The organism is Streptomyces sp. NBC_00316, assembly GCF_036158715.1.
GTDB lineage: Bacteria > Actinomycetota > Actinomycetes > Streptomycetales > Streptomycetaceae > Streptomyces.
On record NZ_CP108023.1, the window covers coordinates 3,754,131 to 3,768,032 of the forward strand.

13 protein-coding genes are annotated in these 13,902 nt (G+C 69.9%); 7 read left to right on the forward strand and 6 right to left on the reverse strand.

The features are described 5' to 3' along the window. Window positions 1-38 precede the first annotated feature (38 nt). A complete protein-coding gene (locus tag OG878_RS16540) occupies window positions 39-1,109 on the forward strand; it encodes a serine hydrolase domain-containing protein (RefSeq protein ID WP_328887526.1) in 1,071 nt (356 codons plus the stop codon). A 16-nt stretch (window positions 1,110-1,125) separates the two neighbouring features. On the opposite strand, the gene OG878_RS16545 is transcribed toward OG878_RS16540, so the two are convergent. Further along, window positions 1,126-2,832, reverse strand: a complete 1,707-nt coding sequence (locus OG878_RS16545) for a glycerol-3-phosphate dehydrogenase/oxidase (RefSeq protein ID WP_328887527.1) — start codon at window positions 2,830-2,832, stop codon at window positions 1,126-1,128. Between the two features lie 248 nt (window positions 2,833-3,080). Between OG878_RS16545 and OG878_RS16550 the strand changes: the two genes are divergently transcribed. Next, window positions 3,081-4,343 (forward strand): nucleotide sugar dehydrogenase, encoded by a 1,263-nt coding sequence (locus tag OG878_RS16550; RefSeq protein ID WP_328887528.1) that lies wholly within the window; start codon window positions 3,081-3,083, stop codon window positions 4,341-4,343. 104 nt (window positions 4,344-4,447) lie between these two features. Further along, complete coding sequence (locus tag OG878_RS16555) at window positions 4,448-5,047, forward strand: hypothetical protein (RefSeq protein WP_328887529.1); 600 nt, start codon at window positions 4,448-4,450, stop codon at window positions 5,045-5,047. A gap of 66 nt (window positions 5,048-5,113) precedes the next feature. Here the strand turns inward: OG878_RS16555 and OG878_RS16560 are convergent, their stop codons facing one another. From OG878_RS16560 to OG878_RS16575, 4 genes are all read right to left on the reverse strand, one after another. Further along, the gene (locus tag OG878_RS16560) at window positions 5,114-6,238 is read right to left on the reverse strand and encodes a GuaB3 family IMP dehydrogenase-related protein (RefSeq protein WP_072486665.1); all 1,125 of its coding nucleotides are present in this window, start codon (window positions 6,236-6,238) and stop codon (window positions 5,114-5,116) included. Window positions 6,239-6,342: 104 nt separating this feature from the next. Beyond that, window positions 6,343-7,848 carry an IMP dehydrogenase gene (guaB, locus tag OG878_RS16565; RefSeq protein ID WP_328887530.1) on the reverse strand — a complete coding sequence of 502 codons (1,506 nt, stop codon included), beginning with the start codon at window positions 7,846-7,848 and terminating at the stop codon, window positions 6,343-6,345. Between the two features lie 140 nt (window positions 7,849-7,988). After that, window positions 7,989-8,564, reverse strand: coding sequence for a sigma-70 family RNA polymerase sigma factor (locus OG878_RS16570; RefSeq protein ID WP_277327892.1), 576 nt, complete (start codon window positions 8,562-8,564; stop codon window positions 7,989-7,991). A 294-nt stretch (window positions 8,565-8,858) separates the two neighbouring features. Beyond that, entirely contained in the window at window positions 8,859-9,470 is a 612-nt protein-coding gene (locus OG878_RS16575; RefSeq protein ID WP_003948568.1) for a response regulator transcription factor, read from the reverse strand. A 414-nt stretch (window positions 9,471-9,884) separates the two neighbouring features. Between OG878_RS16575 and OG878_RS16580 the strand changes: the two genes are divergently transcribed. Beyond that, window positions 9,885-10,223, forward strand: a complete 339-nt coding sequence (locus OG878_RS16580) for a WhiB family transcriptional regulator (protein WP_328887531.1) — start codon at window positions 9,885-9,887, stop codon at window positions 10,221-10,223. A gap of 71 nt (window positions 10,224-10,294) precedes the next feature. On the opposite strand, the gene OG878_RS16585 is transcribed toward OG878_RS16580, so the two are convergent. Next, entirely contained in the window at window positions 10,295-11,185 is an 891-nt protein-coding gene (locus OG878_RS16585; protein WP_328887532.1) for a LysR family transcriptional regulator, read from the reverse strand. Between the two features lie 95 nt (window positions 11,186-11,280). On the opposite strand from OG878_RS16585, the gene OG878_RS16590 reads away from it, so the two are divergent. From OG878_RS16590 to OG878_RS16600, 3 genes are all read left to right on the forward strand, one after another. Next, window positions 11,281-11,955, forward strand: a complete 675-nt coding sequence (locus OG878_RS16590; protein ID WP_328891265.1) for an MOSC domain-containing protein — start codon at window positions 11,281-11,283, stop codon at window positions 11,953-11,955. Window positions 11,956-11,989: 34 nt separating this feature from the next. After that, window positions 11,990-12,763 carry an SDR family NAD(P)-dependent oxidoreductase gene (locus OG878_RS16595; RefSeq protein WP_327126398.1) on the forward strand — a complete coding sequence of 258 codons (774 nt, stop codon included), beginning with the start codon at window positions 11,990-11,992 and terminating at the stop codon, window positions 12,761-12,763. Between the two features lie 346 nt (window positions 12,764-13,109). Beyond that, entirely contained in the window at window positions 13,110-13,805 is a 696-nt protein-coding gene (locus OG878_RS16600; RefSeq protein ID WP_328887533.1) for an ester cyclase, read from the forward strand. Window positions 13,806-13,902 lie beyond the last annotated feature (97 nt).

Here is a 13,902-nt window from a genome sequence, read left to right on the forward strand (position 1 = left end):
GTCCGTCATGATGGGGCCGGAGGAAGGGACTCCGTGCCATGCCGATACTCAGGGCGCTGCTCGTCACCCCATTGGTGATTACGCTGCTCGGCCTCGGATCAGCGAGCCTTCCCAGCGAACCACACCTCACGCCCGCAGCCTCCTACCTTCCCCGGCTTGTCGCCGAAGGCGGCGCCCCGGCCGCGGCGCTCCTAGCCCGGAGCACCTCCACCGCGCCGTACGACATCTACCGTTCGACGGGTCCCGGCATCCGGCGCCCGGACCGGTTCCGGGCCGGGAGCATCACCAAGACGTTCATCGCGGCGGTCGTCCTCCAACTCGCCGGGGAGCACAGGCTGCAACTGTCGGACACCGTGGACCGCCATCTCGCCGGGCTGGTGCGGGGGCACGGCAATGACGGCTCCCGCATCACCCTGCGCGCCCTGCTCACCCACACCAGCGGTCTCTACGACTACACCGACGACCCGGACGCCCACCCCGTCTCCGCCACCGCCGCCGTCCGTACCGCCCTCGCCCACCGCCCCACGAACGCCCCCGGCGTCTACGCCTACTCCAACACCGATTACGTCCTGCTGGGCCTCGTCGTCCAACGCGTCACCGGGCACAGCTACGCCACCGAGATCCGCCGCCGCATCATCAACCCCCTCCGTCTCACCGGCACCTCGCTCCCCGGTGCCCTCACCGCGCTGCCCGCACCGCACGGCCGCGGCTACTCCCACGCCCCGGCCGACGGCAGCCTCCGCGACGTGACCGTCCTCGACCCGCGCACCGCGGGCGCCGCGGGCGAGCTCATCTCCACGCTCGCCGATCTGAACCGCTTCTACGCGGCCCTGCTCGGCGGACGACTGCTCCCGCCCGCGCAGGTGAACACCCTGCTGCTGAACACCGGTGCGGCCGACGGGATCTATGGCATGGGCATCTATCCGCAGAAACTCTCCTGCGGTATCACCGTCTGGGGTCACAACGGCCGTATAGCGGGCAGTTATGTCCGTACCGCCGCCACACGCGACGGCCGGCACATCCTGACGTTCCGCATCAACACGGACGGCCTGTCCGATCCGTCCCTCGAACCGGCCCTCCTCGACGCAGAGTTCTGCCGACGGGCGTAGACGCGCCCGGACCTGCTCAGATCGGCACGATGTCCGGTGCCCCGAGCCGCGCCGCGTCCGCCGCCTGGTCGTCCGGCTGGCGCTGCGACTCCCGCTCCGCCTGCACGCGCTTCTCGTAGTGCTCCACCTCCCGCTCGATCTGCCCCGTGTCCCACCCCAGGACCGGTGCCATCAGCTCCGCACAGATCCGCGCACTGCGTGTGCCCCGGTCGAAGGTCTCGATGGAGATCCGGGTCCGCCGTGTCAGTACGTCGTCGAGATGGCGGGCCCCCTCGTGCGAGGCGGCGTAGACGATCTCGGCCTTCAGATAGTCATCCGCCCACGGCAGCGGCTCGCCCAGTGAGGGATCGGCGACGATCAGTTCGAGGATCTCCTCGGTCATGGATCCGAACCGGTTCAGCAGATGCTCCACTCGGGCGACATGGAGCCCGGAGCGGGCCGCGATCCTCGCCCGCGCGTTCCACAGGGCCCGGTAGCCCTCGGCGCCCAGCAGCGGGACGTCCTCCGTGACACAGTCCGCGACCCGCTGGTCGAGGCCGTGCACCGCCTCGTCGACGGCATCCTTCGCCATCACCCGGTACGTCGTGTACTTGCCGCCCGCGACGACCACGAGCCCCGGCAGCGGGTGCGCCACCGTGTGCTCGCGCGAGAGCTTGCTGGTCGCGTCCGACTCGCCGGCCAGCAGGGGCCGCAGCCCGGCGTAGACGCCCTCGACGTCGTCCCTGGTGAGCGGGGTGGCCAGGACCGAGTTGACGTGTTCGAGCAGATAGTCGATATCGGCGCTGGAAGCCGCCGGATGCGCCTTGTCCAGGTCCCAGTCGGTGTCCGTCGTGCCGACGATCCAGTGGCGGCCCCACGGGATCACGAACAGCACCGACTTCTCGGTCCGCAGGATCAGACCGGTCGAGGAATGGATGCGGTCCTTGGGGACGACCAGATGGATGCCCTTCGAGGCCCGGACATGGAACTGTCCGCGCTCCCCGATCAGCGCCTGGGTGTCGTCCGTCCACACGCCGGTGGCGTTGACCACCTGTTTGGCCCTGACCTCGTACTCCTCACCCGCCTCGACGTCCTGCACGCGTGCGCCGACGACCCGCTCGCCCTCGCGCAGGAAGCCGATCACCCGCGCCCGGTTCGCCACGTGCGCGCCGTATCCGGCGGCCGTGCGCACCAGCGTCGCCACATAGCGGGCGTCGTCCATCTGGGCGTCGTAGTACTGCAACGCCCCGACCAGGGCGTCCTTCTTCAGCGCGGGCGCGACCTGCAGGGCGCGGCGGCGGGAGAGATGCCGGTGCACGGGCAGCCCTCGGCCGTGCCCGGACGACACCGACATCGCGTCGTACAGGGCGACGCCCGAACCGGCGTAGAACCGCTCCCAGCCCTTGTGCTGCAGCGGATAGAGGAACGGCACGGGCTTCACCAGATGCGGGGCCAGCCGCCCCAGGAGCAGTCCACGCTCCTTCAGCGCCTCCCGCACGAGCGCGAAGTCGAGCATCTCCAGATAGCGCAGACCACCGTGGATCAGTTTGCTCGATCTGCTCGACGTGCCCGACGCCCAGTCACGCGCCTCGACCAGTCCGGTCGACAGCCCTCGCGTGACCGCGTCCAGTGCCGTCCCGGCGCCGACCACGCCCGCTCCCACGACCAGCACGTCCAGTTCGCGCTCGGCCAGCGCGGCGAGCGCCTCGGCGCGCTCCGCGGGTCCCAGTGTCGCTGTCCTCACTGCTGCCTCCCGGTGGATCGGGGTGGTCGGGCACGGGGCTGCGGTCCGACCGAGCGGCCGGGCGCCCGTGCCCACCACTCGATTCTGTCTGCGGTCCGTGACTTCAGCCACCGCCTGTGGACAACACCCCGGCGACCGGAGCCGCACAATGCGACATATAGGTCATATTTACGCCTAGTGTGACATTGCGCTGTCCTCAGCGGTTGCGCTTTCTGCTCTCATGGTCTTAGGGAAGGACGGCCACCCACATGCCCGCAGACCTCGCCGTCATCGGACTCGGTCACCTCGGCCTGCCCCTCGTCCAAGCCGCCGTCGCCGCCGGTGTCCAGACCGTCGGCTACGACACCGATCCCCGCCCGTACGCCGAACTCTCCGCCGGCCGCACCCCCGTCGAAGGATCCCTCGCCGCATCGGAGATCCGCCGGATGCTCTCAGGGGGTTTCCGGCCCACCACCAACCCGGCCGAGCTGGGCCGTGTCCGTACCGCCGTCATCTGCGCGCCCACCCCCCTCGGCGCCGACCGCAACCTCGACCTCACCGCCGTCGGCGACGCCACCCGCGCCCTCGCCGCCCGGCTGCGTCCGCACACCACCGTCCTGCTGGAATCGGCCGTGCCGCCCGGCACCACCGAGAACTTCGTGCGCCCCCTCCTCGAAGAGGGATCCGGGCTGGTTGCCGGGCGCGACTTCCACCTCGCCTGCTCCCCCAGCCGCCTCGACCCCGGCAACCGCACCCACGTGTACACCAACACCCCCAAGGTCATCGGCGGCCTCACCCCTGCGTGCACCGAATCGGCCGCCGCCTTCTACGGGCGCCTCACGGACAAGGTCGTACGGGCCCGCGGGCCGCGCGAGGCCGAGATGACGAAGGTCCTGGAGACCAACTTCCGGCACGTCAACATCGCCCTGGTCAACGAGATGGCGGTGCTCTGCCACGACCTCGGCGTCGACCTCTGGGACGTCATCCGGTGTGCCGAGACCAAGCCGTTCGGCTTCCAGCCGTTCCGTCCGGGCCCCGGCGTCGGCGGTCACGGCGCCCCGGTCGACCCGGGCTTCCTCCCTTACAGCAGCCGCACCCCCGGCCACCCCCTGCGCATGGTCTCGCTCGCCCAGGAGATCAACGACCGGATGCCGAGTTACGTGATCCAGCGCTGCGCCACCCTCCTGAACGAACACGGCAAGTCCCTCCGCGGCGCCCGGGTCCTCCTCCTCGGCGTCACCTACAAGCCGGACCTCGCCGACCAGGAGGCCTCCCCCGCACGGGAGATCGCCACCCGGCTGCTGGACATGGGCGCACAGATCGGTTACCACGACCCGCACGTCCTGGACTGGCGCGTGCGTGAACTTCCCGTGCCGCGCGCGGACTCGCTGTACGAGGCGGCGGCGAGCGCGGACCTGACGGTCCTGCTCCAGCACCACCGCACGTACGACCTCCAGGGTCTCGCGGTGAAGGCCCAGCTCCTCCTGGACACCCGGGGCGCCACCCCGGCGGGAGCCGCGCATCGGCTGTGAGTGCGGTCCCCCAAGGATTTCGGTGGGAGATGTCGGAGGCGGCTGTTAGCCTGCGGCGTCACTTCTCGCACAGTCGTGCGCATCCGTCCCAGGGGGATCCCATCATGAGCCAGCCCGTGCCGCCGCCGAACCAGCCGCAGCAGCCGTACGACGCCCAGCCCGGCGGCAACCCGTTCGCAGACCAGCAGCCGGGGCAGCCGGGTCAGTCCGGCGTTGCGACCGGCAATCCGTTCGCCGGTCAGCAGCCGGGCCAGCCCGGCCAGTTCGGCGGCGTTCCGTTCGCACCGGCCCCGGCGCCCGCGCGCAACAACGTCGGACTCGGCCTGCTCGCCGCCGTCGTCGCGGCCGTCGTCGCCGCGGGCATCTACGGCGCGATCATCGGCGCCACCAAGCACGAGATCGGTTACGCGGCCGTGGGCGTCGGCTTCGTCGTCGGCCTCGCGGCGGGCAAGGTCGGTGGCCGCAACCCCGTACTGCCGGTCCTCAGCGCCGTGCTCGCCCTGGTCTCCGTCTACTTCGGCCAGCTGCTCGGCGAGGCCATGATCGCCGCGAAGGAGCTCCCGGTCACGGTCTCCGAGCTGTTCTTCGACCACTTCGGCCTCCTGAACGAGGCGTGGAAGGACCAGGCCGGCCCGCTCTCCTTCGTCTTCATCGCGATCGCCGCGTTCGCCGCGTTCTCCGGTGCCAAGAAGGCCGCCGGCTGACCGGGCTCATACGGAAGGGCCCGGACCGCAGTGGCGGTCCGGGCCCTTCCGTACGTCCGAGAAATATCAGCGGCGGTGCTGCGAGTCCGCCACCGTCACCTCGACGCGCTGGAACTCCTTGAGGTCGCTGTACCCCGTCGTCGCCATCGCCCGGCGCAGCGCGCCGAAGATGTTCATCGAGCCGTCGGGGGTGTGCGAGGGCCCGGTCAGGACCTCCTCCGTCGTCCCGACGGAGCCCAGGTCGACCAGCTTGCCGCGCGGCACGTCCTCGTGGACGGCCTCCATGCCCCAGTGCCGGCCGCGGCCGGGCGCGTCCGTCGCGCGGGCCAGCGGGGAGCCCATCATCACGGCGTCGGCGCCACAGGCGATGGCCTTCGGCAGGTCGCCGGACCAGCCGACGCCGCCGTCCGCGATCACGTGCACGTACCGGCCGCCGGACTCGTCCATGTAGTCACGGCGGGCCCCGGCCACATCGGCGACAGCCGTCGCCATCGGGACCTGGATGCCGAAGACGTTGCGCGTGGTGTGCGCGGCGCCGCCGCCGAAGCCGACGAGGACACCGGCCGCGCCGGTGCGCATCAGGTGCAGGGCCGCGGTGTACGTGGCGCAGCCGCCGACGATCACCGGGACGTCCAGCTCGTAGATGAACTGCTTCAGGTTGAGCGGCTCGGCCGCGCCGGAGACGTGCTCGGCGGAGACCGTCGTACCGCGGATGACGAAGATGTCCACACCCGCGTCGACGACGGCCTTGGAGAACTGGGCGGTGCGCTGCGGCGAGAGCGCGGCGGCGGTGACGACACCCGAGTCACGCACCTCCTTGATGCGCTGCCCGATCAGCTCCTCCTGGATCGGCGCGGAGTAGATCTCCTGCAGGCGGCGGGTCGCCGACTCCACCGGCATCTCGGCGATCTCGTCGAGCAGCGGCTGCGGGTCGGCGTGCCGGGTCCACAGGCCCTCGAGATTCAGGACCCCGAGGCCGCCCAGCTCGCCGATCCGGATCGCGGTCTGCGGGGAGACCACGGAGTCCATGGGGGCGGCCAGGAACGGCAGCTCGAACCGGTAGGCGTCGATCTGCCAGGCGATCGAGACCTCCTTCGGGTCGCGGGTGCGACGGCTCGGAACGACGGCGATGTCGTCGAATGCGTACGCCCGGCGGCCGCGCTTGCCGCGCCCGATCTCGATCTCAGTCACGATGTGTGGCCTTTCCCTCTACGTCTGCGTTTCCCAGTATCCCCGACACACGGGTGAGGGGCGGTCCCGGTGTGCCCGGACCGCCCCTCACCTGTGCTGATGCGTTACTTCCTGCTGTAGTTCGGCGCTTCGACCGTCATCTGGATGTCGTGCGGGTGGCTCTCCTTGAGACCCGCCGAGGTGATCCGGACGAACCGGCCGTTGGCCTGGAGCTCCGGAACGGTGCGGCCGCCGACGTAGAACATCGACTGACGCAGACCGCCGGTGAGCTGGTGGACGACCGCGGAGAGCGGGCCGCGGTACGGCACCTGGCCCTCGATGCCCTCGGGGACCAGCTTCTCGTCGGAGGCGACGCCCTCCTGGAAGTATCGGTCCTTGGAGAACGACTTGCGGTCGCCACGGGTCTGCATCGCGGCGAGCGAGCCCATGCCGCGGTACGACTTGAACTGCTTGCCGTTGATGAAGAGCAGCTCGCCCGGGGACTCCTCGCAGCCCGCCAGCAGCGAGCCGAGCATCACGGTGTCCGCGCCGGCCACCAGGGCCTTGGCGATGTCTCCGGAGTACTGCAGGCCGCCGTCGCCGATGACCGGGACACCGGCCGCCTTGGCGGCGAGCGAGGCCTCGTAGATCGCGGTGACCTGCGGGACGCCGATGCCGGCGACGACGCGGGTGGTGCAGATGGAGCCGGGGCCGACGCCGACCTTGATGCCGTCGACACCGGCGTCGATCAGCGCCTGGGCGCCGTCACGGGTGGCGATGTTGCCGCCGATGACGTCGACGCCGGACGCGTTCGACTTGATCTTGGCGACCATGTCGGACACGAGACGGGAGTGGCCGTGGGCGGTGTCGACGACGATGAAGTCGACGCCCGCCTCGACGAGTGCCTGGGCCCGCTCGAAGGCGTCGCCCGCGACGCCGACGGCGGCGCCGACCAGCAGCCGGCCCTCGCTGTCCTTCGCCGCGTTCGGGTACTTCTCGGCCTTGACGAAGTCCTTGACGGTGATGAGGCCCTTGAGGACCCCGGAGTCGTCGACCAGCGGAAGCTTCTCGATCTTGTGCCGGCGCAGCAGCTCCATGGCGTCCACGCCGGAGATGCCGACCTTGCCCGTGACGAGCGGCATCGGCGTCATGACCTCGCGCACCTGGCGCGAACGGTCCGACTCGAAGGCCATGTCACGGTTGGTGACGATGCCGAGCAGCTTGCCCGACCCGTCGGTGACCGGCACGCCGCTGATGCGGAACTTGGCGCACAGCTCGTCGGCGTCGCGCAGGGTCGCGTCCGGGTGGACCGTGATCGGGTCGGTGACCATGCCGGACTCGGAACGCTTCACCAGGTCGACCTGGTTGGCCTGGTCGGCGATGGAGAGATTGCGGTGCAGGACACCGGCGCCGCCCTGACGGGCCATGGCGATCGCCATGCGGGCCTCGGTGACCTTGTCCATCGCGGCGGACAGCAGCGGGATGTTCACCCGCACGTTCTTCGAGATGTACGAGGAAGTGTCGATCTGATCGGGCGCCATGTCGGACGCGCCGGGCAGCAGCAGCACGTCGTCGTATGTCAGCCCGAGCGTCGCGAATTTCTCGGGCACTCCGTCGACGTTTGCAGTCATGACACCTTCCCCAAATGGCCTTGATCGGTGCGGATGTCCATGCTAACGGCCTCCGGGGGTGTCTCATTCCACGAGCAAGATCACCCAGAGGTTCTGTAGCTTCCTACGGAACTCCGTTCCGGGGTGAAGCCGGTGCCGCACTACTGCTCGGCGAGGGCCCGCAGTCTGCTCAGCGCGCGGTGCTGGGCGACCCGGACGGCGCCCGGCGACATGCCGAGCATCTGTCCGGTCTCCTCCGCGGTCAGACCGACGGCCACCCGCAGAACCAGCAGTTCGCGCTGGTTCTCCGGGAGGTTGGCAAGCAGTTGCTTGGCCCAGGCCGCATCACTGCTGAGCAGCGCGCGCTCCTCGGGCCCGAGCGAATCGTCCGGCCGCTCCGGCATCTCGTCGGAGGGCACGGCGGTCGATCCCGGGTGCCGCATGGCGGCGCGCTGGAGATCGGCGACCTTGTGGCCGGCGATGGCGAAGACAAAGGCTTCGAAGGGTCTGCCGGTGTCCTTGTAGCGCGGCAACGCCATCAGCACCGCGACACAGACCTCCTGCGCCAGGTCCTCCACGAAGTGGCGAGCATCACCGGGCAGCCGGTTCAGCCGGGACCTGCAGTAGCGCAGCGCGAGGGGGTGAACATGGGCCAGCAGATCATGGGTGGCCTGCGCGTCGCCGTCGACGGCGCGATGCACCAGAGCACCGATCACCGTTGTCTCGTCGTCGCGCATCGGACCATGGTGCCTCGGCGCCGCTTCATCCGTGGCACCGCGTCCGTAGTTGTGCACCGAAGCGTTATGAGCGGGTGCGCCGGAAGTCATGTCCTGCGCCCTCCCCTTCCGCTCGACCGAATCGTTCCCGAGGAACTCCACATCTCAAGGATGCGGCATCGGCCGGGAAGCGTCACATAGCGCGGGGGCCGAGCGCCCGATCGGCGGACCGGCACCCCCGTCGCCCCGCCCGCCGGAGTGCGGACGGGGATGCGGCCGACTACCGGCCATGGCCGGTCATCGGCAGGCCGGCCATCAGCGCACCAGGCCCCAGCGGAAGCCGAGCGCCACGGCGTGCGCCCGGTCCGAGGCGCCGAGCTTCTTGAACAGTCGCCGGGCGTGCGTCTTCACCGTGTCCTCGGAGAGGAAGAGCTCGCGCCCGATCTCCGCGTTGGAACGGCCGTGGCTCATCCCTTCGAGCACCTGGATCTCACGCGCCGTGAGCGTCGGCGCCGCACCCATCTCGGCCGACCGCAGCCGGCGCGGGGCGAGCCGCCACGTCGGGTCGGCCAGCGCCTGGGTGACGGTCGCCCGCAGCTCCGCGCGGGAGGCGTCCTTGTGCAGATAGCCGCGGGCACCGGCGGCGACCGCTAGCGCGACACCGTCCAGGTCCTCGGCGACGGTCAGCATGATGATCCGGGCCCCGGGGTCCGCGGAGAGCAGCCGACGGACCGTCTCCACACCCCCCAGACCGGGCATGCGTACGTCCATCAGAATCAGATCCGAACGGTCGGCACCCCAGCGGCGGAGAACTTCCTCGCCGTTGGCCGCCGTCGTCACACGCTCGACGCCGGGCACGGTCGCAACCGCGCGACGGAGCGCCTCTCGGGCAAGCGGGGAGTCGTCGCAGACGAGGACGGATGTCATGACCGCCCTCCGCAGCTGATGCGCGTCACCTTGAGCCTCCAGGCTGATACAAGTCGTCACCTGTGCGGTTGACACTCTCGGACATCTGCCCGATCGCTTTTTCCGTCAACCGCTTCCGCCCTCTCAACGATGGTCACTCGAAAGAGTTACGGGTCCGAGGACCAGGTTCGGCACTCTACGTGAGGGGTCGCACACGGAGGAGAGCGGCGCGTGTTGTTGACCCATCAATCGACACTTCACCTGAAGGTATGCCCCATTTAGCGGGTTTTCTTCCCTTTTGCTGGTGTCTGTGGCTAGATTCGCAATCAGTCATATTTACATCTACTTACACCGTAGATGTACGGTCACAAGGGCACGGTCAACGACGCACGACAACGACGTTTCCGACCCAGCATGGTTCTGAGGGGACAAGCAATGGCAGATTTCTCCCGCCTTCCCGGACCCAACGCCGATCTGTGGGACTGGCAGCTGCTGGCGGCCTGCCGTGGAGTCGACAGCTCGCTGTTCTTCCACCCGGAGGGTGAGCGCGGGGCGGCCCGGAGCGCCCGTGAGAACTCGGCGAAAGAGGTCTGCATGCGATGCCCGGTACGTGCCGAGTGTGCGGCTCACGCACTGGCGGTACGCGAGCCCTACGGAGTGTGGGGCGGACTGACCGAGGACGAACGCGAGGAGCTCATGGGGCGGGCCCGCAACCGGTTCATCGCTACAGCAGGGGCACCTACGGGGCTGGCCGCCCAGACAGGGCACGGCTAATCGCTCCGCGCCGCACACCAACCGAAGAAACGTTTCAGCAGCTTCCCCGGGCCCGAACCGGACGAGAGGCCCTAACGGGCGGCTGCCAGGGACAGCTGGTCCAACGTGGCCGCCACGGCGGGGACCTGGGCCAGATCGGGCAGTGTCAGCGCGACGATCTCCCGCTCGATCGCAGGCTCCACCGTCACGGTGCGGGCCCCTTTGGGACGTACCGACCGGATCGCCAGCTCCGGCAGCACGGCCACGCCCAGACCGGCACCGACCAGGCCGATCACCGCCGGATAGTCGTCGGTGGCGAAGTCGATCCGGGGGGTGAAGCCGGACTCCTCGCAGACCTCCACCAGCTGACGGCGGCAGCGCGGGCATCCCGCGATCCAGGACTCCTCGGCCAGTTCACCGACCCCCACCGCCTCCGCACCGGACAGCCGGTGCCCGTCGGGGACCAGCCCGATCAGCCGGTCGGTGAGCAGCGGGCGGGCGACCAGGTCGTCCCACTCGGCGCCCGACGTGCCGTAACGGAACGCCAGCGCGATGTCGCAGTCGCCTTCGCGGAGCATCTCGACCGAGCGCGGCGGCTCGGCCTCGACCAGGGAGACCCTGGTCCCGGGGTGGGCCGCGCGAAGGGCGGCCAGAGCGCCGGGGACCAGCGTGGAGCTGCCGCTGGGGAACGAGACGAGCCGGACGCGTCCGGCCCGCAGTCCGGCGATCGCGGCGACCTCCTCCTCGGCTGCGGTCAGCCCGGCGAGGATGCCGGAGGCGTGACGCACGAGAGCCTCACCCGCCTGGGTGAGCCGCATCTCTCGACCCGTCCGGATCAGCAGTGGAGTGCCCGCGGAGGACTCCAGGGCCTTCATCTGCTGGCTCACCGCCGGCTGGGTGCAGCCCAGCTCGCGCGCGGCGGCGGAGAACGAGCCGGTGGCGGCCACGGCGCGCAGGACACGGAGATGACGGGCTTCGATCACTCTTCAACCATAAGGCGCTCTTGGGGTTGATGCGAGTTCCCCGAGTGTGACTTTGAGGTGGACGTTAGCGTTGCCCTATGGACCCGACGAAGTCGATGAAGTTGCTGACCGTGAACACGGGACGGCCCGCGGCCGTCGACCACACCGCCGCCGCCGGCGGTGTCACAGGGATCGACAAGCATCCGGTCGACGGCCCGGTGCGCGTCACCGACCCCGGCCCCAAGGGCACCGGTGGCAGCGGACTGGCCGAGGACGCGGTCTGCGACCTGCGCCATCACGGCGGCAGCGACCAGGCCGTGTACGCGTTCGCCCGCGAGGACCTCGACTCCTGGGAGAACGCGCTCGGCCGCCCGTTGGCCAATGGCGCGTTCGGCGAGAATCTGACGACCGCCGGGCTGGACGTGAGCGGCGCGAGGATCGGCGAGCGCTGGCGAGTGGGCCCCGATCTGGTGCTGGAGGTGACGTCGAGCCGCATTCCATGCCGTACGTTCGCCGGTCACCTCGGCGAGAGCCGCTGGGTCAAGCGGTTCATGGCGGCGGCCGCCCCGGGTGCCTACCTGCGGGTGATCGAGCCGGGCGAGATACGCGCCGGAGGCCCGGTCGAGATCGTGCACCGGCCGGACCACGACGTCACCGTGCACCTGGAGTTCCTGGCCTCGACGACCCGCCGGGAGCTGCTGCCGCGGCTGCTGCCGGCCCGGGACGCGCTCCATCCCGAGGTACTGCGTTCGGCCCTGAAGTACGTGGAGTCCGAAGCTGCGGGTGAGTGATCGGCGCGGCGGGTGTGGCATTAACGTGCCGCGTATGACGACTGCACTGATTACGGGCGCCACCGCGGGAATCGGGGCCGCCTTCGCGCGGCGGCTCGCGGCCGACGGGCACAACCTGGTGCTGGTGGCGCGCAACACCGAGCGGCTCCGGGAGCAGGCCACCGAACTGCACGACCTGCATGGCATCGAGGCCGAGGTGCTGACCGCCGACCTGTCCGAGGACGACGGGATCGCGTCGGTCGAGGCGCGGCTGACGGACCGTCGGCAATCCGTCGATCTGCTGATCAACAACGCCGGGTTCGGCAACAAGGGCCGCTATCTGGAGGTGTCGACGGCCGATGAGCTGAAGATGCTGAAGGTGCACTGCGAGGCGGTGCTGCGGCTGACCTCGGCGGCCGCGGCCGGGATGAAGGAGCGCGGACGGGGCGGGGTCGTCAATGTGGCCTCGGTGGCGGCGTTCGTACCGCGCGGGACGTACGGCGCGTCCAAGGCGTGGGTCGTGCAGTTCACGCAGGGCGCGGCGAAGGACCTGGCCGGGTCGGGGGTGCGGCTGATGGCGCTCTGCCCCGGCTTCGTGCGGACCGAGTTCCATGAGCGGGCCGGCATGGGGACCGGCAACATCCCCGGCTGGATGTGGCTCGACGCGGACAAGCTGGTGGCGGCGGCGCTGGCGGATCTGGCGCGCGGCAAGTCGGTCTCGATCCCGGACGCGCGGTACAAGACGCTGATGGGTCTGGTGAAGGTGGCGCCGCGCGGACTGCTCGGAGGGGTCACCTCCAAGACGGGCCGCAAGTACGGGCCGCAGTAGGGCGGGCGAGCCCGCACAGAGCCGGATGCCGCCGCGCAGCTCCGGGCCCTCGGCGATGCCGCCGGGACCGGGGCGCGCAGTGCCGCACCGGATGTGACGGATCCTCATATCCGTCCGAGACTCGCACCGTTGCGCGGCCTGCCGGCTCCGCATGCCGCGGGGTCGCCCGATGACGGGCTGCGTCGGACGACGGACGGGAGGGGCGGTTCACGGCCGGCCCGCCCCGCGGAGCACGTACGCGCCAGAGCTTGGATCGCGCGGCCCGACCCGTCGGCCCGAACCGTCACAAACCCCGCATCTCACTAAAATGGAATCATCCCATCGGCTCGCGACACCGGGAGACACCATGAGATTTGTACAGGTGATCGACTGCAAGACGGAGCGGTTCGATGACATGGACCGCCTCATGGGCGAGTGGGTCGAACAGACCAAGGGCACCCGGACCGCCACGCACAGCCTGACCGGCAAGGACCGCTCCGACGGGTCCCACTACGTGGAGATCGTCGAATTCCCGTCGTACGAGGACGCGATGGCGAACTCCACGCTGCCGGAGACCGACCGGATCTTCCACGAAATGGTGGCGCTCTGCGACGGGATGCCCACCTTCACCGGCCTCGACGTGGTCCGCGAGGAACAGTTGAACCAGACACTGTCCCGTCGGTTCTTCCACGAGATCGCCGTCGGAGGCAATCTGGACGCCATCGACGAGGTGTTCGCCGCCGACTACATCGACCACGACGTCGCCAAGGAGGAGGACACCGTGATCGGGTCCGACAGCCTCCGGGACGATGTCGCCCGCTGGCGGGCGGCCTTCGACTTCACCTTCGACCTGGACCGGCAGATCTGCGAGGGCGACGACGTCGTGACGCTGTGGACCTGGACCGGCACCCACAAGGGCGACTTCATGGGCATCGCGCCCACGGGCAGACAGTGCACGATGACCGGCACCACGATCTTCCGGTTCAAGGACGGCAGGATCAAGGAGGGCTGGTGGCACGAGGACCTCATGGGCCTCATGCGCCGGCTCGACGCGCTCGACTGACCGCAGAGCACCGGCGGGCACCGCGCGTCGCCGGGGACGCCGAAGGCCCCCCGCACCCGCCGCTGAGCAGCGGGAACAGGGGGCCTTCCACCACCGG